The sequence below is a fragment of the Staphylococcus sp. HMSC057A08 genome, from assembly GCF_001812925.1.
GTDB lineage: Bacteria > Bacillota > Bacilli > Staphylococcales > Staphylococcaceae > Staphylococcus > Staphylococcus hominis.
The window spans coordinates 397206-422451 of sequence record NZ_KV810857.1 but is presented as its reverse complement, the minus strand read 5'-3'; the positions used below and the strand labels follow the sequence as shown (position 1 = coordinate 422451).

Sequence of the window (25246 nt, the reverse complement as noted above, 5' to 3'; positions counted from 1 at the left end):
AGCGTTGGTTAATTGTGTTGCTAAGTATCATGAGGTTAACTCCTTACATATCTCATCAAACGTTTGAATACCTCTACTATCAGTGATATCCATAATTACGCCATACACATACTGATTGATACTGAATTCTGCTCTATCCTGTTCTTCTGAAATATGTCCTGTCCCTTGTCTGATGTCAGTACATTGAACATAAATCTTAATATCCTTCTCACTTGCTCTTTTAAGATGCTGTGCATATCCCATTTCGCAAATCGTCCCTTGTGCATGAGGTAAGTAATCGAATATCATTACATCGCTTGTTTCCATGCCTAATGTGTCATTAAACACAATACGTTCTGCTAGTTTATCTTGCTTAGCATTTTCTTTATCATTGATGTCCTTATCGTCATGTGGTGCATAGACTTTAAAACCTAATCGCTGTAACTCTTGCTTTTCCCACTCACGACGCATCTGTTGTCCTATGCTTAGCATGTCACCACCTAAATAGATCATTTTTGGTCCTCCTCATGTACTTTTAAACTTCTAGCGATGTCTATTAATTCATCTATTTTTTGATTAGTACCTTTTCTAACTTCGTCGTCTGAAATTAAAAAGTCTTTGATATTCACATTGAAGTATTTACAAATTTTATCTAAGTTATCAAATTTAATTCCATTTGCTTCGTTTCTAATAAGAGATAGGATAGTAGGTCTACTTATACCAGTTGCCTTAGATAATTCTGTTTGATTGACTTCATGTATTTTCATTAATTCTTTTAATCTGCATTTAATCATCTCTAGTCCTCCCACTTTTCAAATGCACGTTTTAAGTACCAGCGTGCTTTATCTAAATCTTCTTTACCATTCTTATGATTAGCACGACTGATATATTTAATTGCGTTACCAATCGCAAATGCTAATTCTGGTTTGTAGTTCTTTGTTACTTGTTCAATGTAATCAATAACTTCAATATCTCCGTAAGTGTAATGTTTCGGTTTATTCACTACGTCTTGTTCTTCCTGCATATCCACCTTACGTGTGAATGGCTCTTTTACTCTAATAAAGTCATCGTTATCAGTTATCGTAAATGTACGTCCAGCTTGGTTTTCCACTTCTGCTTGCCAAATTGTTTTTAATCGTTTTTCTTCTGCATACACTTGATTGACAATGGCAGTTTGAAAAGCACTAAATTTTTTATTAGCACATTGGAACTGCACAATATCATTTCGGTTGAGTTCTGCTACTCTCACGTTCTCCATTCGCTTATCTCCTTACCTTTGGAAATATGTCGTTCTCTGCTAAGTATCTAAACCACTTACTACTCACTCTGTGCTTAGCAACTAATTCTTCTGAACGTCTTGCTCTTGCGATACGTTGTTCACGTCGTCTACGTTTCAGCGCTCTTTCGTGTTCCGCTCTGATATACATAAGCTGACGGTATTCTCTTTCTGATAATCTTCCGTACTGCTCTTTGTTGCTTAAACGTTCTTCAACTTTCTCTGCACTAATCACTTGTTACTCCTCCGATTATGTTTATTCAGCTACTTTTAATTTAATTTTTTGTTGTTTAAACATGATTTCTTTAGATCCCGATTTGAGAAGTTTGTAAATCTCATCTTTGCTAAGTTCAACTTCTGGAACAGGTTTGAAGTTATTAACGTAGTCAATTTCGACAATCTCAAATATGTCATCAAAATCAACTTTCAAATAATCAATCAACAACTCTCTCATGTAACCAGAAACGTATCTTTTTCTATTCGCTAAGTTTGAAATAACTGTTCTATCAACGTGAATATTTTCGGCAATAGCTGTATAACTTAAATTGCGTTTTTCCAAAAGAAGTTTGAACGCTTTAGATTTAATTAAAGTTTTTATCTTCTTCATACGATCACTTCCAATGCTCATAACGAAAATCTACATCTTTGATGTCGATATCGTCGAAAATTTCTTCTGGACTTTTCTTTGCTTGCTCAATTCTGTATTCCATTTCTTCGTCTGTTTCTTTAGTTGCTGGTAACTCAATCGTGCCTCTGATTAACACTTCAGCTTTGACTGTTGCCATTACTCATCACCTACCAATTCGCCATCTTTCCAGATGAGTTGTCCTATTCTTTCACTTTCCATCAAATAAATTGAATGGTATTCAAACTTAGAATTATTTGGTTGGTTCTCAATAACTTGTTTTATAGACTTAGAATTGATTTTAGCTACATTGACTGAATGTCCATTATTAGGAAAATATTGAGTTCTAACTACTACCACTGATGGTAAAACTGTATTTTCAGTAAGTTCTTCTTCAACTTCCACTGTGAAAGTGTCTGAATGCAGGCTATAACTTATAAATTCATTTGTCTTTATTTCTGGGTCGAATGAATAATGTTCTTCGTTGTAATCAAATGTATAACCGTCTAACTCTACTTCCGTTTCTTCCTGCTCTAATAAATGTTTTAAAAATTCTTTAGGTGTCATTTCTACTTTTCGTTTAATCTTTACCATTCTTCATCTTCTCCTTTTTACGTTTTCTGCGTGCTTTTAATAGTTCTTCATACGTTATCCACTCTTGACCTGTATATTTAGGTGCTTCACATATCCATGTAAGTGGTGTGTTTCTGTTTTGATACCTGAACATCTTCGCTTTCATCTTCGCTACTGGTGTCGGCATACCTTTTACATCTATAACTTCCAGCAACTTGTCGTCTTTCCATAAAGCAAAATCTGCTACATAATAAATAGGTTTGTTTCCATCAAATTTAGGTTGTAACTCATATCTAGGCTGCAACTCGATACGATCATATCCATCACCTAAGTTACGTTCTAAATATTGATAGTAGTCGCATTCGACTTTGCTATCGAACACGACACCTTTATATTGGATTTTTTTAGCATTGTATTTACTCACGTTGTCACTCCTAGAATAAGAAATCGTCTATCGTTGTTTGATGTTTGAGTTCTTCTCGCTTAAATAATTTATGCTTACGTTTCATCTTCGCTAATTCTTCTTTTGTCACATACTGCTTAAAATATTTATCTGCCATTCCACCTAAGTTGGTTAAGTAGAAAGTGCCATCGTCTCTAGGTAGCACTCTCAACAATTTCCAACCGTCACTTTCAAATAAGTCGTAGGCGTTAGGTTGATTTTCTCTAAACCCCATATTCAACCACAGCCTCTCTTTTTCGACGTTCTTCCAACTTATGATTGATTAGTTCGACCAATGATTTTTCATCGCCATTTGCCCATCTAATTAATTTCTGAGCGTACATATCTGAACACTCAAGTATTTGCTTAATGTTGTCCTTTGTAATCAAAATCTCAGCCCCTTAGTTCTATAATCTTGACCGTCCATTTTGATTAGCGTTGTATTGCTCATGATCCTACTGAAAATACGTTGCAAATCTTTATTTCTAGTCATTTCTTTTTCGTCTAGGTTAGTAGTGAATATATTGTGTTTGCCTATACGACTTTCAATCAGTTCAAACATCTTGCTGGTAGCAAACTCATTCATATTAATTCCGTAATCATCAAACACCATTAAATCTACGTCACTAATAATCTTTGCTAGCTCTTGTTCGGTCATATCTGTACCGTTGTTATAGGTATTTTTAATTGTTGATATTAGTTGTGGTACGTTCATATAAAGAACGGTATAACCTTTTGCTTTAACTTCTTTTACAATACTCATAGATAGATGCGATTTCCCTGTTCCAAACGTCCCCTGTATGAGTAGCGATTGTTTATTATCTAAATTGAAATTGTCAGCGTATTTCTTACATATACGTTTCGCTTTAGCTAATTGTGGTTGAGTTTCTTCATCTACTTCGTAACTATCAAACGTTGCATTTGCTAGTGATTGATTGACAATAGATTGTTTAAAAATCTTCTCAGCTTTGATACGTCGTTGTTTCTTGTGATAGTTTTCTGTTGATTGTCTAGCGTACTCTTTCATCTCACAATCACAACCAAATCTTAATTTCTGAATTGATCCATCTTGCTTTTCAAATTCGTAGTAGTCATAGGTGCGACCACATTTTTCACACTTCAAACCTTTTTCTTCTTTAATCACCTTACTTTTAAACTTAGGTGGTTTAGCTATATCTCCGAATGCTTGCACGCTATCACTCCTTTAGAACGGTAGGTTTTCCATATCCGATTGTGCAGCACGATTAAATGCATCTGTGTATTGGTTAGTGGTTTGTTGAGGTAATTCGTCACTATAATCATTCTTATAACTTTCGTTGTGTAAGAATGTTTTAGGATCTTTTTGATATTGCTTATCTTTAATAGTTTTCAGATACATACGTGTACCTTGCATAATTTCTTCGAATGAATGTTGCTTTAAGCACTTTTCAAACTTTTTAAAGGAAATCTTTTTATCTCTTTTCTTGTCGTAAAGTTTCCACCATTCCTCAAAGCGTTCACGCGTAACGTCAGTTGCGCTATTATTAATTGTCTTACTGTTACTTGTAATATTGTTATTTGTAATACTGTTATTTGTAGTGGGTTGACTGTCGACCGGTCGGTCATAGGCAGGTCGGTCATCGACGGGTCGACCATCAACCTGTCGAGGACTATGAAACAATGTATATAAGTTACTTCCGTAAATATTCTTAGTCTGTTTTCTATCAACCATTAAATAACCGTTATCAATCAACTCATTTTTTGCTCTTAGAAATCTATGTTTACCGATACCTAATTCATGTTTGATTAAATCTACACTAGGAAATGCACTTTCATCTGCACCAGCATAAGCTGATAAGTAACTATATAAAGCCTTAGCTTCAATACTGATGTTTCTGTCTTTCATAACTCGCTTAAATACAAGTCCATAACCAGTAATGCTAGTTTTTACTTTGTCACTCATACTTCATCACTTCCATACAATATCCATTGAGGTGTAGTATTGAATTTTTTAGCCATCTTTTTAATCGCTTTAACTGATGGAATTTGAACTCTATTTTCCCAACGTGTTACAGCAAGTTTTCCTACACCTACACGTTTTCCGAACTCAATTTGTGATATATTTTCATCTAATCTAAGTTGATTAATTCTTTGTGCAATATGAATTCGTTCTTCATCTTTAACTGTTACTGTTCTCATTAGGTTTCTCTCCTTTCAGCATTCTATTTAGTCGTTCATCTACTTTGATCCAGCTATCCTGTAAGATGTATTTCTCATCAAAAGACTTAACGCCTATGTTGTGCTGTTCGGAATGATGTTCTCTGCATAAAGCTAAAACTTCATAATCGTAATGCTGCATCTTCTTACGATTAGCACCACGACCTATTGCGTAGTGATGTGCAAGGTCTGCGCCACTTTTGCCACATAACACACAATTACGATTGACTGTTGCCCAATAAAGTAATGACTTATCACCTTTCAATAAGTTACTTGTTTTATAAGCAAGTATTATTCCGTTAGCGAATACCCAATCGATTGTTACTTCGATAATCTGACTTGCCTGTGTACGTGTGCAGTTACTAAGTGAAATGCGTTCATCATACCCGTAATATGTTCTTACATATTCGATAAACATATGGCGCATGTAGTCCATTGGCATACCTGTATGGACTTCTATATCTTTGACGAGTGCGAATATCTTCTTACGCTGTTTATTCGTTATTCTGAATGGATCAACTGGAATTACATCGACTTCTACATCGAACCCATTATCGAGTAAGAGTGAAGTTTTGTTATCTAGTTCTACACCCTCAATGACAACGGTAGTTGTACCGTCATCTTGAGTGATGTAATTTTTGATAATTGGCATTTATATCAGTCCTAAAAAGGAAGGTCATCCGTATCGATATCAGCATTGTTATTAGAAAACGGATTGTTATTTGCTGGTGCTTGTCCTTGCTGTTGTGATTGATTGTTTTGTTGATTGTTATTCTTCGGCTCTAAAAATTGAACATTGTCTGCTACCACTTCTGTTACGAACACTCGGCGACCTTCATTGTTTTCATAGTTGCGTGATTGGATACGTCCATCTACACCTGCTAATGAGCCTTTAGAAAGGTATTTATTAACGTTATCTGCTTGCTTTCTGAATACAACTACATTGATAAAGTCTGCTTCACGTTCACCTTGTGAGTTTGTGAAACTTCTATTCACTGCTAATGTGAAAGTGGCTACACTCACTCCATTTGGCGTTTGTCTATACTCTGGATCTTTTGTTAATCTACCTACTAAAATTACTCTGTTTATCATTCTTTAATTCCTCCAAGCCATTTATTAATTTGTTGTCTTGTAACGTTGATTTGTTGTTTGTTTAAATCATTTACGTTCATATTTTTTAATTTTTCTATCTGTTCTTGATATTTGCTTGCAGCATTACTTCTTTCAGCAATTTCGATAAAGCTATCTGCTTCTTGTCTAAGCAACTCTTTCAATTGATTACTTGATGTTGCATACTTATCTTGTTTTTCTTTTGCATCGGCATCATCTTCATCAGTTGGAATATTGAAGAATTTCATTAAGAAGTATCTTTCTGCGTAAGTTAATGCAGTACCATGTGCTTTTGATACATCGTCTTGTTGACCTACTGCATAGAAAGTGACTTCGAATTGTTCTTCTGGTTTGTCTGCATTGATCCATACATAAGTTAATTTCATTTCAACGATAAATTCTGATGTTGTAATCTCACGACCAGCTTTTTTATTAAACCTTGTTACGTCAATTTGTTTGTAATTTTCTTCTGATGTTTTTGGTACAAGTAATAAATTGTTTTCAATCATCTTATTTCTAATTCTGTGTAATACTTGAGAGCCACTTACATATGAGTAGTTGTAACTCTTTGCGTCTTTAGTAAAGCCATCAATATTAGCTTTAACATCTGCTATCTTTTGAAATAAGTTGAGTTCTTGTTTTTCTTCACTCATCAGCTTTGACCTCCTTCAAGTCTTTCATTTTTACTGTTTTACGTGTTTCTTGTATTTTGTAAGTTGTTATTTCAATATCGTGTTTATCCCAATCTATACCGATATCATCTAAACCACTTATGACAGTCGCTCTACTGCGCATTGGGTTATAGTTAGCAAAATCTTGTGAACTAGGTTTATTTGTAAGCCACCAGCCATGATGTTCGTCTTGAACACGGTACTCAACTTTTGTTGTTTCTTTCACGTTCATGCACCTCCGTACATTCAACTATTGATTGTGCGTTCTTATCTGCTCTAGCGTTTGCTGATTGGTACATTTTTATCCAATATCGAATATCTTCTCTCAGTTCTTCTTTTTGGCTTTCGAGTAACTCAATTTCTTGTCGTGCAAAGTCTAAATCTCTAGTTAAAATAAATAGATCGAGTGAGTTTTTCTTGAGATTTTCCCATTCCTTAAAAGGTATCGTTATATATTCTTGTTGCATGCTAGTCCTCCATTTCTTCGTTGATAATAACTTCACCATTACGAGTGATATAATAATCAATAGTAGTTTCCAAAGTTCTAGTTCTATGGTTGTAAGATTCCAAAAGAAGTTCGATATATTTAGATATATTTTGTCTTACTCCTAAATGTTCATTTAAATTAGTTTGATTAATTTTGTTTATTAAACGAGATGTGTCCATTTTTTTGATTTTGTATAATTTAAAAATCGCAACTATTAAATTGTTATATTTAGGAATTTTAGTTTTACTAACCAACTCTTTATAAAACTCTAAAAATTCCATTGTTTTTTTATTTCTATATTCATAATGTCCGTCTTTTACTATTTTGTTTGTTGATCCACCCATAGTTATGTTCATTGAAATTGCAGCTAGAGCTGATGCACCAACTATATTTAAATTCACCAATTTAAGTAATTTTTCATAATGTTCATTTCCTTCATTGGCATAGCTTTCTATATAATCTTTTGTACTCCACGATTTTTGAGTAGTATTCATTCTGACGATATCTTTCTCACTTATATCTTTATCTATAAAATATTTGATGGGTACATTAGCTTTCTGAGCATGAAATAATCTTGATTGACCATCTATAACTGTCATATTTTTATCCACTACTATTGGCGCAATAAAACCTTTCTTTGCTTCTTCGAACAGTTCTTTTCTGTAAGCTACATTTCTATTTGATTTGCTCAGTTTAAATGCATCATAATTTGTTGTTTCATATATTTCGTTTACTTTTTTCATATTTGACTTCCTCCGTATATTTTGATTAAATTAAGTTGTATATTTTGATTAAAGTCGGACTGTTACTCATTGGCGTGGGTATCAGTCTTTTATTTTGTAGTAGTATTCGTCAAAGAATACATAGCTAATTGTTGCTGCGAGTAATGCAATACCTAGCGCTTTTGGTATAAACATTCCTGTTATAAACAATGCTGTTGCTAACGTTAAGAACATTGTTCCAGCGATTGATAATGATTTATCTTCGTTAGTCATCTTTTTATTCCTTTCTATGAATTTCTTCAAAATGTTCATCAATGAAATTGCTCATCTTTCTAGCATTAATATGCCAGCGGTTATAATCTTCATTTGGATAATGAACAATTCCTTTTTCTTTGAGTATCTTCATGAATTTAGGTCGAAATAATAACTTCTTTTTAATCGTTTCGTCAGAAGATATTTTCATTTTTTGCTTTAATTCTTCTAAACTCCAAATTGGATCAAGTGAATTATTAACAAGTTCCTGATACTCTTCTTTCGTAATTACAACGTGTGTTTCAGGAATTGGTACTGTGACGTTCAATGTTTGCGTCATTCTTCATACCTTCTTTCAATAAATCAAAATTATTTTTGAATATCGGTCTATAAGTATCATTCAATGTTAAATTTTGTTGCCCTACTTTAATCAGATTTGTTGGCATTATCCAAAAGTGGTAAACATCATCATCAATACCGACAAAAATGAAGTAGTCAGCAAATTTTTGGTAATTCTTTACTGTCTTTCCATTTTTTAATCTCAAAACACTGTCAGACGTTTTACATTGATTTTCACGCTTATTGGCAAAAGAAAATCTAAAGCGACCATCTCGCCCTCTCTTGGAAGACTTAACCTCTATTTTTATTTTTTTATTAACTAACAGGTCATATCTTGATGATTTATCGATTAAATTAAGGTCTTCGACTTCGAAATCTAACTTTCTTAATCTTGAAATCGTTGCTAGTTCTCCTTGTCTCCCAACAGTAGTTGGCTTTGGTATATTGTTATTTTTTCTGTAATGAGTGATATTAGAACGGTGAACTCCTAAGAAATCACCGATTTCCTTATCACTCTTACCTAGTTCGACGGATAAATATTTTATAGCGACATCTTTATCAGTCATATAAGTCCACTTCCTTTACTTTAACTTCACTAAAAGTGAAGTCTAATCCAAAATTTTTTGTGGTAATCTCAGCATATCGGCATTAATTCCATAAATATACGCAAGCGCATAGATAGCCATATGTTTTGGTACTACCTTCCCTTTTTCCCATTGAATATAAGCATTTTTAGTTACTCCTAAACGATCTGCTATTTCTTGTTGCGTATATCCAAATTCATTTCTAGCACCCTTCAAAGATAAAGTTTCCAATTTCTCAACCATATTTATCACCTCCACAAAATTATTTTTTTCTTGGTGTTCCAATCAAGTTGTACACCTAATCTACTACACTAAAAGTAAAGTGTCAACACTTTTGGTGAATTTAAAATTATTAATTCTACTTTTGGTAAAATTACTTTACTTTACTTTATGTAAAGTAAATGTTATATTTTATTTATCAATTAATTATACTTTTAACAAGAGAGGTAAATAAAAATGAGTAAGACAATTTTATCAAATAACTTAAAAGATTTATTAAACAGAAAAGGCAAAACACAAACTGACATGGCTAAAGAATTAGATTTGAAAGAATCTACTGTTAGTAGTTGGATAAATGGTTTGAAATATCCAAGAAGAGATAAAATCGAACTATTAGCTGATTATTTTAATGTACAGCCTTCTGATATAACTGATGATAAAAATACATATGATACTATTGCTGCTCATTTAGATGATGACTTTACCGAAGAAGAACTTCAAAAGATTAGAGATTTTGCAGAATTAGTTCGTCAGGCACGCAAAAAGGACTGATTATGTGGAAAGGTATGAAGAACTTTTAATAAAGTATAATCATTTATTAATTAACGATTGTTATAAACTGCCCGGGGATTTTAAAGGCTTCTACGATAATGGTGTAATTTTAATTGATAAAAATTTATCTAAAGCTAAAAAACTAGAAGTTTTAGCAGAAGAATTAGCGCATCATGAAATAACATATGGTAATATCGTTAATCAAAAAGATATTCAAAATAGAAAATACGAATTAAAGGCTAGAAGGCTTGCCAATGAAAAATTAATCTCTTTAGAAGGTATAATAAAAGCATTTTTGCAAGGCATACATAATTTATATGAACTTGCTGATTTTTTTGAAGTAACAGAAAGTTTTGTCCTACAAAGTATTGAACATTATAAACAGAAATACGGTTATTCCACTCGATATGGTAAATATGTTATTCAATTTGAGCCATTACGAGTGTTTGAATATAAGGATATTGATTAAGAAGAAATATAAAATTACAGAAATAGATTTGGGTAGTTCCACCTACCCTTATTATTTTTTTACTTTTTTGAGGTGGTTATATGAAAACACGTTGTTATGACGGTAAAAAATGGCAATATGAATTTAAATACGAGGGTAAAAGGTATCGTAAAAAAGGGTTTAGAACAAAAAGAGAAGCTGATGCTGCTGGACTAGAAAAAATGAGTGAATTAAAAAATGGCATTGACTATCAACCTAATCTAACTTTGAATGAGTATTTTAAAAAGTGGTGTGAAACGTTCAAATTATCCACTGTAAGCCCTAGAACGTACAAATCATATGCTTCAGCTATAAAACATATAAGTGAACATAGCATTGGAAAAAAGCCCTTAAAAGACATTTCTAGGTATCACTATCAAAATTTTATAAATGATTTTTCTAAATCTCATTCTAAAGAATCAATCAGAAAATTAAACGGTTATATTAGAACGTCATTAGATGATGCAGTGTATGAAGGTTTAATAACTAAAAACCCTACATTCAAAGTAAATTATAAAGCGAGTAATCCTAATAAAAGTGAAGATAGTAAATTTATTAACCTTGAGGATTACGAGAAATTAAAACAATATCTAAAAACTAAAGATAATGCATCTTCGTTAGTTTTATATATTATGATTTGCACAGGTTGTCGTGTTAGCGGTGCATTAAATTTAAAGAGAGAGTATCTCAATCAAGTTAAAAACCAAATATATATAGATGAGCACAAAACAGACTCATCTCCTAGATATGTAGAAGTGAGTAAAGATGATATGAAATTCATCATACAATCTGTTTCAAAGTTACCAGCAACGATTGACGGCAGTGTTTTTGGTAATCTAACTATTAATGCAGTTAATAAAAGATTAAAAGCATATTGTAATGATCTAGGAATAAAAGAAATAACTTCTCATGCGTTAAGACATACACATTGTTCTTATCTTTTAGCAAAAGGTATTTCTATTTATTACATTTCAAAAAGATTAGGCCATAAAAATATTTCAGTTACAACGGATGTATATTCACATTTATTGGAAGAACAATACAAAGAAGAAAATCAAAAAGCAGTAGAAATAATCAGTGCAATGTAGTTGGGGACTTGGGTCCCTGAAAAGTCCCTAAAAATTGATGAACTATGATACTCAATTAATAGGCAAAATAAAAAGAACGCCGTCATTAAAGCGTTCTTAAAATGAAAATGTGGTTAATTAAAAGCTATTAGCGTCCTGGGAGGGATTCGAACCCCCGACCGATGGCTTAGAAGGCCATTGCTCTATCCAGCTGAGCTACCAGGACATTATTTTTTAACACAAGTATTATTATATCTAAAGAAATCTTATTTAGCAATAGCTTTAATATAAAAAAAGTTTATATTTTCCACTAATTACGTATAATTGCAACTAATCACATACTTTCTTCGTTGCTATTTAGTTAAACTAAATAGCTAAATGTTTGTTATCAAATTTGAAATTAGATAGGACTAGACTATCTTACATTGTCGTCCTAGCCCTTTTAATAGTTAATTAATTTCGAATTCTATTGATTGAATGACTTGATGATCTCTATTTCTAAAATTCAGCGTAGCTTTTTTACTTTCATCCTCTATAAGTAGTTCTGCGTACGTTTCTTCTATATTACTACGCGATTGTGAAATACTACCAGGATTTATAATATGGACGTCTCCTAATTTTTCATATTTAGCTATATGTGTATGCCCATAAAACGCAAATTGACAACCAAGAGATTGTGCTTTTTCAGCCAAACGCATACGCGTTTGATTTACACCATAAAGATGACCGTGGGTGTATAATGCTTTAACACTGTTCTTTTCAATAATGTCTTCATTTGGAAATTCAGGATAAAAGTCACAATTACCTTTTACACGTTGATACAAGCTCAATTCAGTATCGTTATATTTAAATTCAGAATCTCCTAAATGTAAGCATATATCTGCGTCTTTATGATAGTCGTATAATTCATACAGAATTCCAGATTCTGTATGATTATCACTTACAATTAACCATTTAGACATTTTAGACATTATTTTTCACGCTCCAAATATTCATTTAAAGCTTTAATTGCATTTCCACGATGACTCACATCGCTTTTTTCTTCTGTAGTTAATTCAGCCATTGTTTTGTTTTTTTCTGGAAGATAAAAAATAGGATCATACCCGAATCCATAATCACCTTTACGTTCTGTTGTAATTTCTCCAGATACAGTTCCTTTGAATATATGTGTTGGTTCATTTGGCGCACTCATACTAATCACACATACAAATTGTGCCTTTCTTTTTGTCTTACCTTCTAACTTTTTAAGTACTTTATCAATATTTGACTCATCATTTTTCTCAAGACCAGCATAACGTGCAGAATATACACCAGGCTCACCATTTAGAGCATATACTTCTAAACCACTATCATCGGCAATCACTCTTTTATTGAGTGCTTTAGCTGCCGCTTCAGATTTTAATCGTGCATTTTCTTCAAAGGTAGTACCTGTTTCTTCAACATCAAAGTCTTTTATAATTTCTGAAATGCCAATAACATTATCATTTGGAAAAATAGTTTTAAAGTCATTTATTTTACCTTTGTTGTTAGAAGCTATAACAATGTCTGCCACTTAAATCTTCCTTTCAATTCTGTTTTAAATTTAATCTACTTTTATACGTTCAACTTCTACATCTAATTTTAACCATTGAGAAATGATATGTTTAATATGAACCGTATCACCTGTTGCAAAAAATCGATGTTTTGGATGTTGCGTATAGCTTGCATGTTCATTACTAAACGTAAGTAATGCACTTACTTCACGTGCAGTTTCAAGCCCAGAAGAAATAACTTTTTTATTTCCACCAAAATAATCATTAATAGGTTTATATAATAATGGATAATGCGTACAGCCTAAAATAACAGTATCGGCAGCTGTGTTACGCCAATGTTTTAAAGTCTGATGTATTACAATACTAGTTATTGTAGGGTCATCATAACGCATTTGTTCAACGAGGGGTACGAAACCTGGACATGCTACCCCATATACTTCGACATTTGGGTTTATTCTTTTAATATGATGGCGGTAAGCTTCTGATTTAATCGTGCCCTCAGTACCTAAAATTAAAACTTTTTGATTTTTTGTAGTCATAATAGCGGTTCTAGCACCAGGTTCAATGACTCCAATAACTGGAATTGGTAATAACTGCTGTAAATGTTCTAACGCCACTGCAGTTGCAGTATTACAAGCAATGACTAACATTTTTATATCAAATTCCATCAGTTTATTAGCAAGTTGCGTCGTAAAAGTTTTTACTTCTTCTCCAGGTCTTGGACCGTATGGACACCTTGCGATATCGCCTAAATAATATATTGTCTCATTAGGAAGTTGTCGCATAATTTCTTTAGCTACAGTTAGTCCTCCCACTCCAGAGTCTATGACACCAATGGGTTTATTCATTTACATTCATCCTTATAATACATAATACGTTTATTTTACCATAGACAAACCTAATCATTCATTAATTGATATTTTTGCTCATTTTCATTTTACTAAATAAACATTTATATACGTATTGAATTCCCTATTAATAAAAACCAGCAAAGATTTTACTTTGCTGGCAAATATGTCATATTTAATTTACTTGATGATCAGAACCAAAGAATGATTTAAACATATGGAACGATGTTTCACGGTTCATTGCTGCAATTGACGTTGTTAATGGGATACCTTTTGGACATGCATTAACACAGTTTTGAGAGTTACCACATTCTTGTAAACCACCTTCACCCATTAAAGCATTCAGTCGTTCATCTTTAGTCATTGAACCAGTTGGATGTAGATCAAATAAACGTACTTGTGAAATAGCTTGCGCACCAATAAATTTATTATTACGTGTTACATTAGGACACACTTCTAAACATACACCACATGTCATACATTTTGATAATTCATATGCTGTTTGACGTTTCTTTTCTGGAATACGTGGACCTGGGCCTAAATCATAAGTACCATCAATTGGAATCCAAGCCTTCATACGTTTTAAGTTATCAAACATTCTTGTACGATCAACTTGTAAATCACGAATGACTGGGAATGTACTCATAGGTTCCAAACGAATCGGCTGTTCTAATTGGTCAACAATGGCTGAGCAGGCTTGACGTGCACGACCATTAATAACCATTGAACAAGCACCACATACTTCTTCTAAGCAGTTCATATCCCATACTACTGGCGTTGTTTTTTCTCCTTTACTATTAACAGGGTTGCGTCTTATTTCCATCAAACAAGCAATCACGTTTAAATTCTCTTTATAAGGAATTTCAAATGTTTCTTCATACGCTTTTGCTTCTTGGTTATCTTGACGTTTAATAATCAATTTAACTGTTTTTTGCGTGTGTTTTTCTTTTTTATGTGTTGTTTCTTGATTATGTTGTTCATCTGTATGACGTAATTCTTCTGGAGTGTCTTTTACTGATTGATTGTTAGCCATCATTTTTTACCTCCTTTAGATTTACTAGTATAGTCACGTTTACGTGGTGGAATTAAACTGATATCGACAGGTTCATATGTGAATTTAGGTGCTTCATATTCACCTTGATATTCAGCTAAAGTTGTTTTTAACCATTCATCGTCATTACGATCTGGGAATTCTGGTTTATAATGTGCTCCCCGAGATTCATTTCGGTTATACGCACCAATTGTTATGACACGTGCTAGTTGCAACATGTTCCATAATTGACGTGTAAAGAATACAGCTTGGTTACTCCAAGTTTGTGTATCTTCCATATCAATATTTTGATAACGTTCCATTAACTCAACAATTTTTTTATCCGTTTCTAATAATTTGTCATTTTCACGTACTACTGTAACGTTTGCTGTCATAATTTCGCCTAATTCACGGTGAAGTTTATAAGCATTTTCAGTACCACGCATATTAAGTAATTCGTCGAAACGTTTTTGTTCTTCATCTACACGATTTTGGTAAATACTGTCATCTAACTCAGTATATGATGTTTCGATATTTTCAACGTATTTAATTGCATTTGGACCTGCTACTGTACCGCCGTAAATCGCTGATAATAACGAGTTAGCACCTAAACGGTTACCGCCATGTTGAGAGAAATCACATTCTCCTGCAGCAAATAACCCTTTAATAGTTGTCATTTGATCATAATCTACATATAATCCACCCATTGAATAATGTACTGCTGGGAATATTTTCATAGGTACTTTACGTGGATCATCACCAGTGAATTTTTCATAAATCTCAATAATACCACCTAATTTAACATCTAATTCATGTGGATCTTTATGAGATAAATCAAGATACACCATATTTTCACCATTAATACCTAATTTTTGATTGATACATACATCAAAGATTTCACGTGTTGCAATATCACGTGGTACTAAGTTACCATAATCAGGATACTTTTCTTCTAAGAAGTACCATGGTTTTCCATCTTTATAAGTCCAAATTCGACCACCTTCACCACGTGCTGATTCACTCATTAAACGTAATTTATCATCACCAGGAATTGCCGTAGGATGTATTTGAATAAATTCTCCATTTGCATATTTAGCGCCTTGTTGGTATACGATAGATGCAGCTGATCCAGTATTAATCATTGAATTCGTTGTTTTACCAAAAATAATACCCGGACCACCTGAAGCCATAATAACAGCATCAGAACCGAAAGATTTAATTTCAGAAGTAGTTAAATTTTGAGCAACAATACCCCTTGCTGCATTTTCATCATCTTTAACTAATCCTAAAAATTCCCATCCTTCATACTTAGTAACTAAACCATCAACTTCAAAAGAACGAACTTGTTCATCTAAAGCATAAAGTAATTGTTGTCCTGTAGTTGCACCAGCATATGCTGTTCTATGATGAAGTGTACCTCCGAAACGTCTAAAGTCTAACAATCCTTCATTTGTTCTATTAAACATAACGCCCATACGATCTAATAAATGGATAATTTTTGGTGCAGCTTCAGTCATTGCTTTGACTGGTGGTTGGTTCGCTAAAAAATCTCCACCGTATACTGTATCGTCAAAATGAATCCATGGTGAATCTCCTTCACCTTTAGTATTTACCGCACCATTAATACCACCTTGGGCACATACAGAGTGCGAACGTTTAACAGGTACAATTGAGAATAAGTCCACATGTGCACCTTGTTCTGCAGCTTTAATTGTTGACATCAGCCCCGCGAGGCCACCTCCGACAACAATAATTTTTTTCTCTGCCATAGAATTGTCACTCCCCTAAAATATATCTGAAACTAACCTATTGATTCCTTTTATAACTATGCTTTTATTACTTTCATTTTTTATGCAAAAGCTAAAATTGCAGTCACACCTATGTATGACAGAATTAAGAAAATAATTAATGAAACCCATGTGAAAATACGTTGTGATTTTTTAGATTGTAAAAATCCCCATGTTACTAAGAATGACCAAATACCATTAGAAAAATGGAAAATGACAGCAATAACACAAATAATGTACACGATAACCCAAATTGGATTTTGTAACGTTTGATTCATCATGTCATAACTGATTTCTTTACCAAAGAAAAGTTTTTGTAAACGTGTTTGCCATAGGTGTACAAAGATGAATACGAAAGCAATAATCCCTGTTAACCTTTGTAACGCAAACATCCAGTTTCTAAATAATGAATAATGGCCGATATTTTCTTTAGCAGTAAAAGCAATATGAATACCATATAATCCATGATATAAAATTGGAATGTAAATTAAAATAAGTTCAGCTGCTAATAAAAATGGTAAAGATTCCATAAAGCCTGCAGCCTTATTAAAAGCCTCAGCTCCTTGAGTCGCTTGGTGGTTAACCATTAAATGAACAATTAAAAACGCACCAATCGGAATAATCCCTAGTAGTGAATGAAGACGTCTAAGATAAAATTCATTTTTAGACTTAGCCAAAAGGAGTCCCCCCTGTTATAAAACTTATAAATTTAATTAGCTTCTTTTTAAGATAGTACTATAAACGCATTTACTATTTTATTTAGTACTTGTATGTATAAACATATAATAGTTATAATGATTGTAAATTTTCTGAAAATTAAACAAATCAAACATCTCTTTTTATTAGATTGAGTATTATTATTTTTTATAACTACAAGTATGTCTTAAAAAAGTAAATACAATTAAAAATAAGACGAATAAATGAGATATACAAGTATTACACAATAACCATGCAACTACTATAAAATGATAATATTTCTCACTTAGAAAACGCTTCCATACTTTCTTAAAAAAATAAGCTTTTTGTTAACTATATTGTAACATTCTTTCTATATGTATGGGGTATGAAATTCAAAGTCATACCCCTTTTTTTAAATTAATCTTCTTTTAAAGCGTATTGTAGATTTTCAGCTACCCTTTTAGGTAATCCTGCAGCTTTTAAATCTTCTATACTAGCTTCTTTCATTTTTTTAATGGAACCAAATGTTCTTAATAATTTTGTTTTTCGTTTACTTCCTATACCCTCTACTGTATCAAGAACAGATTGTAATCCAGTTTTTTGTCGGGTTTGACGATGGAATGTTATCGCAAAACGATGTACTTCATCTTGGATTCTATGGAGCAAATAAAAGGCTTGACTATTTTTCTTTAGAGGTACAACCTCAGCATTTGCACCGTACAATAATTCAGATGTTTGGTGTTTATCATTTTTTCTTAATCCAGCAACAGGAATGTCTAAACCTAGTTCATTTTCTAGTACATCTATGACACCAGACATATGTCCTTTACCACCATCAACGATAATAAGATCTGGTAATGGAAGACCTTCATTAAGTACACGCGTATAACGACGGCGTACAACTTCTCTCATCGACTTATAATCATCAGGACCTTTCACAGTCTTAATTTTGTATTTACGATATCCTTTTTTATCCGGTTTACCATCCACAAATGTTACCATTGCCGAAACAGGATCAACACCTTGGATATTTGAGTTATCAAATGCTTCAATTCTTATCGGTGTTTGAATGCCCATTCTTTCACCAAGTTCTTCAATAGCTTTTATCGTTCTAGATTCGTCTTTAGCGATTAATTGAAATTTATTTTCTAGTGCAACTTCAGCATTATGATTAGCTAAATCAACCATTTCTTTCTTTGTTCCACGCGCAGGTTGAACAATTTTTGTATCAACTACAGAGTGAATGATATCTTTATCTAAATTTTTCGGTACATGTACTTCTTTAGGTAAAATATGTTGATTTAAGCTATAGAATTGTCCAATGAATGTATAAAATTCTTCTTCTTCTGTTTGTTGTAGAGGAATCATTGTTGCATCACGTTGAATCATATTTCCTTGTCTAATAAAGAATACTTGAATACACATCCAACCTTTAGAAACGCTATATCCAAAAACATCTCTAATTGTATTATCTGAAGACATAATTTTTTGTTTTTTAGTTAAATTATGAATATGTTGAATTAAATCTCTATATTCTTTAGCACGTTCAAAATCTAACTTCTCACTAGCATCTAGCATGCGTGTTTCAAGATTATGAAGAATTGTTTTATCTTCTCCATTTAAAAAGTCAGTAATTTCACGCGTCATTTGTGCATATTTTTGTTGATCTACATCATACACACATGGTCCCATACACTGACCGATATGATAATATAGACACAATTTATCAGGCATATTATCACATTTTCTAAAAGGATAAATACGATCTAATAATTTTTTAGTTTCTTGTGCTGAATATGCATTAGGATAAGGTCCAAAATATTTTCCTGTACCTTTTTTTACTGTACGAGTCACAAGTAAACGTGGATGTTTTTCTTTAGTAATCTTTATAAAAGGATAACTTTTATCATCTTTTAATAAAATATTGTAGCGAGGTTGATATTGTTTAATCAAATTCAACTCAAGTAATAATGATTCTGTCTCACTTGAAGTTACAATAAATTCGAAGTTGCGAATTTCACTAACAAGACGTGTAGTTTTTGCATCATGTGCACCAGTAAAATAAGAACGTAGTCGATTTCGTAATCGTTTTGCTTTACCTACATAAATAATTTGGTCATTTCGATCTTTCATTAAATAACAGCCTGGTTCAAATGGGACGACACTTAATTTATCTCTAATTTTTTCTTCGTAGTCGGTCATCCGTCTCCTCCTTTCTATTAACTTGACGTTCACATAAAAAAGACGGAGCGATTACATAACATGTAATGCCCCATTCTTTTATAATTGTACTAAATATTATAGATGTTTATCTAAAACTTCTGCTAAGTTTTCTTTAGGTTGGAAACCTACTACTTTATCTACTGCTTCTCCATCTTTAAATACGATTAAAGTTGGGATGCTCATTACTTCATATTTAGCAGCAGTAGATGGATTTTCATCTACATCTAATTTTAAGATGTCTGCTTTACCATCATAGTCTCCAGCTAATTCTTCTAACACAGGGGCGATCATTTTACAAGGTCCACACCAAGTTGCCCAAAAATCTACTAATTTAACACCTGATTGAATGTTTTCATCAAAATTTGAATCTGTAACTTTTACGATTGCCATAATTGCCAATCCTCCTTAAATATTAAATGATGAGCAAATTATAACAGACTTTCCATATATCTGCATTGCTCTTGCTCATCTTTATCACTATTTATTAATCTTGTCATAAACTTGTGTTAAGATTAAACGCTTGCTTTATTGTACGTCAAATTTTAAAAAAATCAACATTCTAGTTTTATATTATTTAAGTTCTGCTACTGTAACACCAAATCCGCCTTCACTTGGCATTCCACCACGAAAAGATTGAACACTTTTATGTTTTTTTAAATGATTTTGAACTGCTTTTTGAAGTGCACCTGTACCTTTACCATGAATAATATAAACCTGTTCATAGTTACTTAATACAGCTTGGTCAATATATTGATCTAAAGCTCCAACCGCTTCTTCATAACGATAGCCTCTTAAGTCTAATTCTGTTTTAATAGTTTGACGACTTTGGCGTGTCACCATTTTAGTTGGTTTTTCTTTTTTCTTTTTCGTTTTTTCTAAATCTTCAATAGGTAATTTCATTTTGATAATACCCATTTGAACTACAGCTTCATTTTCTCCGCTTAATTCTAATACTTCGCCTTTTTGTCCATAAGATAATACTTTAACTTCATCGCCAGCATGAATATCATCCCATTTTTGTTTTTTTACATTTTGTTTTAAGGATTTAGCTTCATATTGATCTTCTAAATGTTTTTTCTTATCAATTAGTTCATGTTCTTTAACGTCGGCTCCTTTTTTATCTCGCATTTCTCTTAAATCTTTTAGAATGTCATCTGCTTCTTTTGTAGCTGATTTAATGCGTTGATTTGCTTTATCTTTAGCTTCATCCATTAATTTTTGTTCATAATTTTTATATTGTTGATACTGACGTTCCAAATCATCATGCGTTGTTCGTGCTTCTCTTAATAATTTTTCAAGCTCAATACGTTGTTCATCCACACGTTTAGAGTTTTTCTCTAATGATTCTATCATTGAATTAATTTCTTGTTCGTCTGTACCAATCATTGTTTTAGCTTTATTAATGATGTTTAATCCTAACCCTAATTTTTTGGAAATATCAAAGGCATTGGAACGTCCAGGAACACCCATTAATAATTTGTAAGTCGGGCTTAACGTATTCACATCAAACTCAACACTTGCATTCATAACGCCTTCCCGATTATAACTATAAGCTTTAAGCTCTGGATAATGTGTCGTTGCCATAACTAGCGAACCAATATCTCTCACATGATCGAGAATACTCATAGCTAAGGCAGCACCTTCACTTGGATCGGTTCCAGCACCTAATTCATCAAATAAAACAAGACTATTTTTATCTGTTTCTTTTAAAATTTCTACAATATTTTTCATATGTGATGAAAACGTAGATAGTGATTGTTCAATCGATTGTTCATCACCTATATCACAGTATACGTTTTCAAATACACTCAATTGACTGCCATCTAATGTAGGAATGAGTAACCCGGATTGAGCCATCACAATGATAAGTCCCAACGTTTTTAAGGTGACAGTTTTACCACCTGTGTTAGGTCCCGTAATAATAACCGTTTCAATATCATCAATAAATTCAATTGTATTTGCTACTACTGTATCTTTATTCAATAAAGGATGATAAGCATTAGGTAAATAAACCGTTCTTTCCTTATAAAAAGTAGGTTTTGTCCCTTTAATTGATCGTGCATAACGCGCTTTAGCTGTTAAGAAATCAATTTGACCCATAACTGACTCTGCCACTAAACAATTATTATCATTAGCAGCTACTAAACCTGTTAATTCTGTTAATATACGTTCACGTTCTACTGCTTCATCATTTCTTAATCGACTAATTTGATTATTCATTTCAACAATGGAAGAGGGCTCAATATAAAGGGTTTGTCCAGAAGCTGATTGATCATGCACAATCCCTTTAAAATCTTGTCGATATTCTGCTTTTACTGGTATCACATTGCGATCATTTCGCACTGTAATAATGGCATCTGAAAGTTTCTTTTGATTAGCTTGACTTTTAACAATACGATCTAAATTTTGTCTAATACGTTGAGTCGTACTTGATATTTTGCTTCGAATACCTTGCAATTCATAACTTGCATTATCATATAAATCATAAGCATCACATTTTTCATTTATTTCTTGATATAAATCAGTAAGTACAGGTAGTTGATTCATTCTTTCATTTAAAATTGGATACTTTATGACACCTTCATCTTCTTCAAGCAGTTGATTATAAAATGTTTTAAATTGATTTTGTACTTGTATCAACCGCTTAATTACATTTAATTCGGTAACATTAAGCACACCACCAATTTTAGCACGGTGAATTAATGGTGATACTTTTGATAAACCACTTAAACTAGGTAAACGATGTTTATTATAAATTTGTGATATTTCATCTGTCTCATTCATTTGAAATTCTACAGTTTCAAAATCAGTTGCTGGAGACATTTTAGACACTTTTTCACGTCCTAAATCACTTATCGTTTCAGAAGCTACAAATGATTTGATTTTATCAAACTCTAAGACGTCTAATGTTTTTTGTCTCATACAATCCCTCTATTTCTGTAATTTAATATTATTATTAATAAAGTTTTTAAAAGCGTCACGCGTCATTGTATTAATCACTCTATCTTTATTTACAAATCCTTTTTGCGCAGTAGCTACGCCATATTTCATAAAATCAAGATGATCCACATGATGGGCATCCGTATTAATTGTTAATTTAATATTTGGATATTTTTTAACAGTGGCAGCATTTAAATCTAATCGTTTTGGGTTAGCATTAATTTCCATTACCGTTTGTGTTTCTTCGGCAAGTTGCATCAACTGTTCTATATTAGGTTGATACCCTTCACGTCGCTCAATAATACGACCAGTTGGATGGGCAATATGTCTAACATAAGGGTTACGACATGCATGTTCTAGGCGCTTCATAATTTCTTCTTCAGATTGATTGAAACTTTGATGAATAGCTGCAATAACATAGTCAAGTTGCGATAGTATATCATCCTCATAATCTAATGATCCATCAGGTAAAATATCCATTTCTGTACCTGAGTAAATATCTATTTCTGTGTATTCTTCATTCAATTTTTTTATTTCTTCATTTTGACGTAATAGTCGTTCAACTTGTAATCCATGAGCAACTTTTAAACTCTTTGAATGATCCGTAATGACCATGTATTCATAGCCTTTTTTAATGTTTGCTTCAATCATCTCTCGTATAGAGAAAGCGCCGTCACTATACGTTGTATGCATATGAAGATCACCTTTAATATCATCTAATGTAATGATTGAGTTTAAATCACGATCAAACTCGCTGCCATCTTCACGTATTGCCGGAGCAATCCAATGTCTACCGAAGTGTTGGTAAATTTCAGCTTCACTTTGGAATTGGAGTAACGTTCCATCTTGTTGTTCGATACCATACTCACTTACTTTTTCATTTTGTGCTTTAGCAAGTTGTCTAATGCGAATGTTATGATCTTTGGAACCTGTAAAGTGCTGTAAGGTATGATAAAAGGCTTCTGGTTCAACAAGTCTAAAATCTACACCAATCGTTTCATCATCATATTCTAATTCAAGCGACACTTTCGTTTCTCCAACTGCGACTTCTTTCACTTTATTTGGAATATTTAAAAGTTGTTGTTGTACATGAAGAGGGTGTCGTGTACTAATAATATAGTCTAAATCTTTACTTACTTCTTTATAACGACGGAAACTACCTGCTTCAGAATAATGTTCAACTTCTTCTAATTGTTCTAGATAAGTCATAATATCTTTATTTAAATGTCGCATCAAATCAATAGGATAATGATCTTTTTTAGCTCCTAGTGCTTTTACTGCTTCAAGTATGTTTTGTTCTGTTTTTTTAGCAAATCCACTTAATTCACTAACTTTTCCCGCTTCACAAGCTTCTTGAAGACTTTCTTTATCTGTAATATTTAACTCTTTATATAACTTTGCAATTTTTTTACTACCTAAACCTTGAATTTTCATTAAAGAAATTAATCCTTCAGGAACTAAACGTTGCAATTCTTTTAAAGTTGATGAGGTCCCAGTTTCTCGATATTCGCTAATGACCTCTCCTACCCCTTTTCCAATTCCTTTTAATTCAGTAATATCTTTTATTTCATCTAAAGAGCGTTCATCTATTTCAAGACTTTGTGCTGCTTTGCGATAAGCAGACACTTTAAACGTATTTTCTCCATTCAATTCCATATATATAGCAATTTTTTCTAGTAGTTGAATTACATCTTTCTTTGTCATTACATTCACTCCATAAAAAGAGACCAGGAGGTTTATATCCATCACCTAGTCCTGACCTTTTATCTTTTTTATTTATAAATTTAGTATATAAGATGATAAAAACGGCATCTTAAATAGAATAATATGGCTTAAATAACCGTATTTTAAACTTTCTTGAATCCATTCATTAGGATATAAAGATACTAAATATAAAACAAGTTGCAGTACAATCACACTTGCAATACTACCTAATACGCTTCCCAATATTCGACTTGTAACATGAATATTATGATATGACACTATATTATCAAAAGTTACAATAATAAGATATAAAAGCAACTTACTTATAAAAGCAATACATAAAAATGCCACAATAGTATCAAAACGTTGTTGTACATCATGGTATTGAAATGCGAAGTGCGTGTCAAAAGCAACTGTTTTAGGAAATGGAACAAAAACAATCATTTGTTTTGATATATATTGGTAAAAACGATGCGCAATGAATAGTGAGACAAGTGTAGACGACAAATGAAGACTATTCAGCCAAAGGCCTCTTCTAAAACCAATTATCATATACATCAAAATAATAAGTATCATTACTAAATCTATAGTCATTTAGCTATCCTGATGTTTTAATTCATAAATCATTTGTTTTAATATTTCGTTTTCTTCTTCCAATTTCACTTTTTCGTCCATGATATTCACTGCAGTTAAAATTGCTTTTCTTGTTGTATCTAATCCTGCTGATTTACGTCCTAATAATCTTAGCTGTTCATCTACTAAATGTGCTACATAACGTATGTGTTCAGGATCATCGTCACCGATAATCGTAAAATTTTGATCATTGATCGATACATTAATACGATTTTTAAATTCTACCATTGTATTAACTCCTGACTTTTGATAATATTTTAAATTTCTTTGACTAATGTTTTGTTGAGTGA

At 32.4% G+C, this 25246-nt stretch carries 38 protein-coding genes and 1 tRNA gene; 3 read left to right on the top strand and 36 right to left on the bottom strand.

Annotated features, from left to right (window positions below; all coding sequences use genetic code 11):
• Positions 1-27: 27 nt before the first annotated feature.
• From HMPREF2881_RS09340 to HMPREF2881_RS09245, 23 genes are all read right to left on the bottom strand, one after another.
• Positions 28-492 (bottom strand): nucleoside 2-deoxyribosyltransferase, encoded by a 465-nt coding sequence (locus HMPREF2881_RS09340; RefSeq protein WP_070653708.1) that lies wholly within the window; start codon positions 490-492, stop codon positions 28-30.
• Complete coding sequence (locus HMPREF2881_RS09335) at positions 489-773, bottom strand: helix-turn-helix domain-containing protein (RefSeq protein ID WP_070653707.1); 285 nt, start codon at positions 771-773, stop codon at positions 489-491. Before HMPREF2881_RS09335 ends, HMPREF2881_RS09340 begins: the two co-directional genes overlap by 4 nt.
• Before the next feature lie 2 nt (positions 774-775).
• Positions 776-1228, bottom strand: coding sequence for a DUF3310 domain-containing protein (locus HMPREF2881_RS09330; RefSeq protein ID WP_070653730.1), 453 nt, complete (start codon positions 1226-1228; stop codon positions 776-778).
• Between the two features lie 13 nt (positions 1229-1241).
• Complete coding sequence (locus tag HMPREF2881_RS09325) at positions 1242-1490, bottom strand: hypothetical protein (RefSeq protein ID WP_083310074.1); 249 nt, start codon at positions 1488-1490, stop codon at positions 1242-1244.
• A 21-nt stretch (positions 1491-1511) separates the two neighbouring features.
• Positions 1512-1862: a helix-turn-helix domain-containing protein gene (locus HMPREF2881_RS09320; RefSeq protein WP_070653706.1), complete on the bottom strand. Its 351-nt coding sequence runs from the start codon at positions 1860-1862 to the stop codon at positions 1512-1514.
• Between the two features lie 4 nt (positions 1863-1866).
• Entirely contained in the window at positions 1867-2040 is a 174-nt protein-coding gene (locus HMPREF2881_RS11870) for a hypothetical protein (protein ID WP_170076379.1), read from the bottom strand.
• Positions 2040-2474 (bottom strand): hypothetical protein, encoded by a 435-nt coding sequence (locus HMPREF2881_RS09315; protein ID WP_070653705.1) that lies wholly within the window; start codon positions 2472-2474, stop codon positions 2040-2042. Before HMPREF2881_RS09315 ends, HMPREF2881_RS11870 begins: the two co-directional genes overlap by 1 nt.
• A complete protein-coding gene (locus HMPREF2881_RS09310; RefSeq protein WP_070653704.1) occupies positions 2461-2877 on the bottom strand; it encodes a DUF1064 domain-containing protein in 417 nt (138 codons plus the stop codon). Before HMPREF2881_RS09310 ends, HMPREF2881_RS09315 begins: the two co-directional genes overlap by 14 nt.
• A 10-nt stretch (positions 2878-2887) precedes the next feature.
• Entirely contained in the window at positions 2888-3130 is a 243-nt protein-coding gene (locus HMPREF2881_RS09305) for a hypothetical protein (RefSeq protein ID WP_070653703.1), read from the bottom strand.
• Entirely contained in the window at positions 3120-3284 is a 165-nt protein-coding gene (locus HMPREF2881_RS12085; protein ID WP_256279980.1) for a hypothetical protein, read from the bottom strand. The genes HMPREF2881_RS09305 and HMPREF2881_RS12085 overlap by 11 nt, the downstream gene beginning before the upstream one ends.
• Complete coding sequence (locus tag HMPREF2881_RS09300; protein ID WP_070653702.1) at positions 3281-4087, bottom strand: ATP-binding protein; 807 nt, start codon at positions 4085-4087, stop codon at positions 3281-3283. The genes HMPREF2881_RS12085 and HMPREF2881_RS09300 overlap by 4 nt, the downstream gene beginning before the upstream one ends.
• Positions 4088-4099: 12 nt before the next feature.
• The gene (locus HMPREF2881_RS09295; RefSeq protein WP_070653701.1) at positions 4100-4837 is read right to left on the bottom strand and encodes a helix-turn-helix domain-containing protein; all 738 of its coding nucleotides are present in this window, start codon (positions 4835-4837) and stop codon (positions 4100-4102) included.
• A complete protein-coding gene (locus tag HMPREF2881_RS09290; RefSeq protein WP_070653700.1) occupies positions 4834-5073 on the bottom strand; it encodes a helix-turn-helix domain-containing protein in 240 nt (79 codons plus the stop codon). Before HMPREF2881_RS09290 ends, HMPREF2881_RS09295 begins: the two co-directional genes overlap by 4 nt.
• Complete coding sequence (locus HMPREF2881_RS09285) at positions 5054-5743, bottom strand: putative HNHc nuclease (RefSeq protein ID WP_070653699.1); 690 nt, start codon at positions 5741-5743, stop codon at positions 5054-5056. Before HMPREF2881_RS09285 ends, HMPREF2881_RS09290 begins: the two co-directional genes overlap by 20 nt.
• An 11-nt stretch (positions 5744-5754) precedes the next feature.
• A complete protein-coding gene (ssb, locus tag HMPREF2881_RS09280; protein ID WP_070653698.1) occupies positions 5755-6183 on the bottom strand; it encodes a single-stranded DNA-binding protein in 429 nt (142 codons plus the stop codon).
• Positions 6180-6854 (bottom strand): ERF family protein, encoded by a 675-nt coding sequence (locus HMPREF2881_RS09275; RefSeq protein ID WP_070653697.1) that lies wholly within the window; start codon positions 6852-6854, stop codon positions 6180-6182. Before HMPREF2881_RS09275 ends, ssb begins: the two co-directional genes overlap by 4 nt.
• The gene (locus HMPREF2881_RS09270; RefSeq protein WP_070653696.1) at positions 6847-7104 is read right to left on the bottom strand and encodes a DUF2483 family protein; all 258 of its coding nucleotides are present in this window, start codon (positions 7102-7104) and stop codon (positions 6847-6849) included. Before HMPREF2881_RS09270 ends, HMPREF2881_RS09275 begins: the two co-directional genes overlap by 8 nt.
• The gene (locus HMPREF2881_RS09265) at positions 7076-7339 is read right to left on the bottom strand and encodes a hypothetical protein (RefSeq protein WP_070653695.1); all 264 of its coding nucleotides are present in this window, start codon (positions 7337-7339) and stop codon (positions 7076-7078) included. The genes HMPREF2881_RS09270 and HMPREF2881_RS09265 overlap by 29 nt, the downstream gene beginning before the upstream one ends.
• 1 nt (position 7340) lies before the next feature.
• Complete coding sequence (locus HMPREF2881_RS09260) at positions 7341-8102, bottom strand: ParB N-terminal domain-containing protein (RefSeq protein ID WP_070653694.1); 762 nt, start codon at positions 8100-8102, stop codon at positions 7341-7343.
• A gap of 81 nt (positions 8103-8183) precedes the next feature.
• Positions 8184-8354: a hypothetical protein gene (locus HMPREF2881_RS11865; protein ID WP_176744870.1), complete on the bottom strand. Its 171-nt coding sequence runs from the start codon at positions 8352-8354 to the stop codon at positions 8184-8186.
• A 4-nt stretch (positions 8355-8358) separates the two neighbouring features.
• Positions 8359-8673 carry a DUF771 domain-containing protein gene (locus HMPREF2881_RS09255; RefSeq protein WP_070653693.1) on the bottom strand — a complete coding sequence of 105 codons (315 nt, stop codon included), beginning with the start codon at positions 8671-8673 and terminating at the stop codon, positions 8359-8361.
• On the bottom strand, positions 8636-9238 hold the full coding sequence (locus tag HMPREF2881_RS09250; RefSeq protein WP_070653692.1) for a hypothetical protein: 603 nt from the start codon (positions 9236-9238) through the stop codon (positions 8636-8638). Before HMPREF2881_RS09250 ends, HMPREF2881_RS09255 begins: the two co-directional genes overlap by 38 nt.
• A gap of 42 nt (positions 9239-9280) precedes the next feature.
• Complete coding sequence (locus HMPREF2881_RS09245) at positions 9281-9499, bottom strand: helix-turn-helix transcriptional regulator (RefSeq protein ID WP_070653691.1); 219 nt, start codon at positions 9497-9499, stop codon at positions 9281-9283.
• 213 nt (positions 9500-9712) lie between these two features.
• On the opposite strand from HMPREF2881_RS09245, the gene HMPREF2881_RS09240 reads away from it, so the two are divergent.
• The 3 genes from HMPREF2881_RS09240 (at position 9713) to HMPREF2881_RS09230 (ending at position 11602) form a co-directional block, all read left to right on the top strand.
• Positions 9713-10027 carry a helix-turn-helix domain-containing protein gene (locus HMPREF2881_RS09240; protein WP_053022066.1) on the top strand — a complete coding sequence of 105 codons (315 nt, stop codon included), beginning with the start codon at positions 9713-9715 and terminating at the stop codon, positions 10025-10027.
• Between the two features lie 4 nt (positions 10028-10031).
• Positions 10032-10496, top strand: coding sequence for an ImmA/IrrE family metallo-endopeptidase (locus tag HMPREF2881_RS09235; protein WP_070653690.1), 465 nt, complete (start codon positions 10032-10034; stop codon positions 10494-10496).
• 80 nt (positions 10497-10576) lie between these two features.
• The gene (locus HMPREF2881_RS09230; RefSeq protein WP_070653689.1) at positions 10577-11602 is read left to right on the top strand and encodes a tyrosine-type recombinase/integrase; all 1026 of its coding nucleotides are present in this window, start codon (positions 10577-10579) and stop codon (positions 11600-11602) included.
• Positions 11603-11733: 131 nt separating this feature from the next.
• Here HMPREF2881_RS09230 and HMPREF2881_RS09225 read toward each other — a convergent pair.
• From HMPREF2881_RS09225 to zapA, 13 genes are all read right to left on the bottom strand, one after another.
• Positions 11734-11807: transfer RNA gene (locus HMPREF2881_RS09225), tRNA-Arg, on the bottom strand.
• Positions 11808-12030: 223 nt separating this feature from the next.
• Positions 12031-12543, bottom strand: coding sequence for a YfcE family phosphodiesterase (locus HMPREF2881_RS09220; RefSeq protein ID WP_037556103.1), 513 nt, complete (start codon positions 12541-12543; stop codon positions 12031-12033).
• A gap of 8 nt (positions 12544-12551) precedes the next feature.
• Positions 12552-13133, bottom strand: coding sequence for an XTP/dITP diphosphatase (locus tag HMPREF2881_RS09215; RefSeq protein WP_002488670.1), 582 nt, complete (start codon positions 13131-13133; stop codon positions 12552-12554).
• Positions 13134-13163: 30 nt separating this feature from the next.
• Positions 13164-13961, bottom strand: a complete 798-nt coding sequence (racE, locus tag HMPREF2881_RS09210; protein WP_002488703.1) for a glutamate racemase — start codon at positions 13959-13961, stop codon at positions 13164-13166.
• 175 nt (positions 13962-14136) lie between these two features.
• A complete protein-coding gene (sdhB, locus tag HMPREF2881_RS09205) occupies positions 14137-14994 on the bottom strand; it encodes a succinate dehydrogenase iron-sulfur subunit (protein WP_037556106.1) in 858 nt (285 codons plus the stop codon).
• Entirely contained in the window at positions 14994-16760 is a 1767-nt protein-coding gene (gene sdhA / locus HMPREF2881_RS09200) for a succinate dehydrogenase flavoprotein subunit (RefSeq protein ID WP_002450011.1), read from the bottom strand. The genes sdhB and sdhA overlap by 1 nt, the downstream gene beginning before the upstream one ends.
• A gap of 80 nt (positions 16761-16840) precedes the next feature.
• On the bottom strand, positions 16841-17455 hold the full coding sequence (locus HMPREF2881_RS09195; protein WP_002449979.1) for a succinate dehydrogenase cytochrome b558 subunit: 615 nt from the start codon (positions 17453-17455) through the stop codon (positions 16841-16843).
• A gap of 418 nt (positions 17456-17873) precedes the next feature.
• Positions 17874-19658, bottom strand: a complete 1785-nt coding sequence (gene uvrC, locus HMPREF2881_RS09190) for an excinuclease ABC subunit UvrC (protein WP_002449985.1) — start codon at positions 19656-19658, stop codon at positions 17874-17876.
• A gap of 96 nt (positions 19659-19754) precedes the next feature.
• Positions 19755-20069 carry a thioredoxin gene (trxA, locus tag HMPREF2881_RS09185; protein ID WP_002449989.1) on the bottom strand — a complete coding sequence of 105 codons (315 nt, stop codon included), beginning with the start codon at positions 20067-20069 and terminating at the stop codon, positions 19755-19757.
• Positions 20070-20249: 180 nt separating this feature from the next.
• A complete protein-coding gene (locus tag HMPREF2881_RS09180) occupies positions 20250-22601 on the bottom strand; it encodes an endonuclease MutS2 (protein WP_002488691.1) in 2352 nt (783 codons plus the stop codon).
• Between the two features lie 9 nt (positions 22602-22610).
• The gene (polX, locus tag HMPREF2881_RS09175) at positions 22611-24323 is read right to left on the bottom strand and encodes a DNA polymerase/3'-5' exonuclease PolX (RefSeq protein WP_002488667.1); all 1713 of its coding nucleotides are present in this window, start codon (positions 24321-24323) and stop codon (positions 22611-22613) included.
• Positions 24324-24395: 72 nt separating this feature from the next.
• Positions 24396-24917, bottom strand: a complete 522-nt coding sequence (locus HMPREF2881_RS09170; protein WP_002455474.1) for a CvpA family protein — start codon at positions 24915-24917, stop codon at positions 24396-24398.
• Entirely contained in the window at positions 24918-25184 is a 267-nt protein-coding gene (gene zapA, locus HMPREF2881_RS09165) for a cell division protein ZapA (RefSeq protein ID WP_002449984.1), read from the bottom strand.
• Positions 25185-25246 lie beyond the last annotated feature (62 nt).

Coding starts and splice junctions, on each gene's coding strand:
- HMPREF2881_RS09340 (WP_070653708.1), bottom strand. CDS start 492: ATGATCTATTTAGGTGGTGACATGCTAAGCATAGGACAACAGATGCGT.
- HMPREF2881_RS09335 (WP_070653707.1), bottom strand. CDS start 773: ATGATTAAATGCAGATTAAAAGAATTAATGAAAATACATGAAGTCAAT.
- HMPREF2881_RS09320 (WP_070653706.1), bottom strand. CDS start 1,862: ATGAAGAAGATAAAAACTTTAATTAAATCTAAAGCGTTCAAACTTCTT.
- HMPREF2881_RS11870 (WP_170076379.1), bottom strand. CDS start 2,040: ATGGCAACAGTCAAAGCTGAAGTGTTAATCAGAGGCACGATTGAGTTA.
- HMPREF2881_RS09315 (WP_070653705.1), bottom strand. CDS start 2,474: ATGGTAAAGATTAAACGAAAAGTAGAAATGACACCTAAAGAATTTTTA.
- HMPREF2881_RS09305 (WP_070653703.1), bottom strand. CDS start 3,130: ATGGGGTTTAGAGAAAATCAACCTAACGCCTACGACTTATTTGAAAGT.
- HMPREF2881_RS09295 (WP_070653701.1), bottom strand. CDS start 4,837: ATGAGTGACAAAGTAAAAACTAGCATTACTGGTTATGGACTTGTATTT.
- HMPREF2881_RS09290 (WP_070653700.1), bottom strand. CDS start 5,073: ATGAGAACAGTAACAGTTAAAGATGAAGAACGAATTCATATTGCACAA.
- HMPREF2881_RS09285 (WP_070653699.1), bottom strand. CDS start 5,743: ATGCCAATTATCAAAAATTACATCACTCAAGATGACGGTACAACTACC.
- ssb (WP_070653698.1), bottom strand. CDS start 6,183: ATGATAAACAGAGTAATTTTAGTAGGTAGATTAACAAAAGATCCAGAG.
- HMPREF2881_RS09275 (WP_070653697.1), bottom strand. CDS start 6,854: ATGAGTGAAGAAAAACAAGAACTCAACTTATTTCAAAAGATAGCAGAT.
- HMPREF2881_RS09270 (WP_070653696.1), bottom strand. CDS start 7,104: ATGAACGTGAAAGAAACAACAAAAGTTGAGTACCGTGTTCAAGACGAA.
- HMPREF2881_RS09265 (WP_070653695.1), bottom strand. CDS start 7,339: ATGCAACAAGAATATATAACGATACCTTTTAAGGAATGGGAAAATCTC.
- HMPREF2881_RS09260 (WP_070653694.1), bottom strand. CDS start 8,102: ATGAAAAAAGTAAACGAAATATATGAAACAACAAATTATGATGCATTT.
- HMPREF2881_RS11865 (WP_176744870.1), bottom strand. CDS start 8,354: ATGACTAACGAAGATAAATCATTATCAATCGCTGGAACAATGTTCTTA.
- HMPREF2881_RS09255 (WP_070653693.1), bottom strand. CDS start 8,673: ATGACGCAAACATTGAACGTCACAGTACCAATTCCTGAAACACACGTT.
- HMPREF2881_RS09250 (WP_070653692.1), bottom strand. CDS start 9,238: ATGACTGATAAAGATGTCGCTATAAAATATTTATCCGTCGAACTAGGT.
- HMPREF2881_RS09245 (WP_070653691.1), bottom strand. CDS start 9,499: ATGGTTGAGAAATTGGAAACTTTATCTTTGAAGGGTGCTAGAAATGAA.
- HMPREF2881_RS09240 (WP_053022066.1), top strand. CDS start 9,713: ATGAGTAAGACAATTTTATCAAATAACTTAAAAGATTTATTAAACAGA.
- HMPREF2881_RS09230 (WP_070653689.1), top strand. CDS start 10,577: ATGAAAACACGTTGTTATGACGGTAAAAAATGGCAATATGAATTTAAA.
- HMPREF2881_RS09220 (WP_037556103.1), bottom strand. CDS start 12,543: ATGTCTAAATGGTTAATTGTAAGTGATAATCATACAGAATCTGGAATT.
- racE (WP_002488703.1), bottom strand. CDS start 13,961: ATGAATAAACCCATTGGTGTCATAGACTCTGGAGTGGGAGGACTAACT.
- sdhB (WP_037556106.1), bottom strand. CDS start 14,994: ATGGCTAACAATCAATCAGTAAAAGACACTCCAGAAGAATTACGTCAT.
- sdhA (WP_002450011.1), bottom strand. CDS start 16,760: ATGGCAGAGAAAAAAATTATTGTTGTCGGAGGTGGCCTCGCGGGGCTG.
- uvrC (WP_002449985.1), bottom strand. CDS start 19,658: ATGACCGACTACGAAGAAAAAATTAGAGATAAATTAAGTGTCGTCCCA.
- trxA (WP_002449989.1), bottom strand. CDS start 20,069: ATGGCAATCGTAAAAGTTACAGATTCAAATTTTGATGAAAACATTCAA.
- HMPREF2881_RS09180 (WP_002488691.1), bottom strand. CDS start 22,601: ATGAGACAAAAAACATTAGACGTCTTAGAGTTTGATAAAATCAAATCA.
- polX (WP_002488667.1), bottom strand. CDS start 24,323: ATGACAAAGAAAGATGTAATTCAACTACTAGAAAAAATTGCTATATAT.
- HMPREF2881_RS09170 (WP_002455474.1), bottom strand. CDS start 24,917: ATGACTATAGATTTAGTAATGATACTTATTATTTTGATGTATATGATA.
- zapA (WP_002449984.1), bottom strand. CDS start 25,184: ATGGTAGAATTTAAAAATCGTATTAATGTATCGATCAATGATCAAAAT.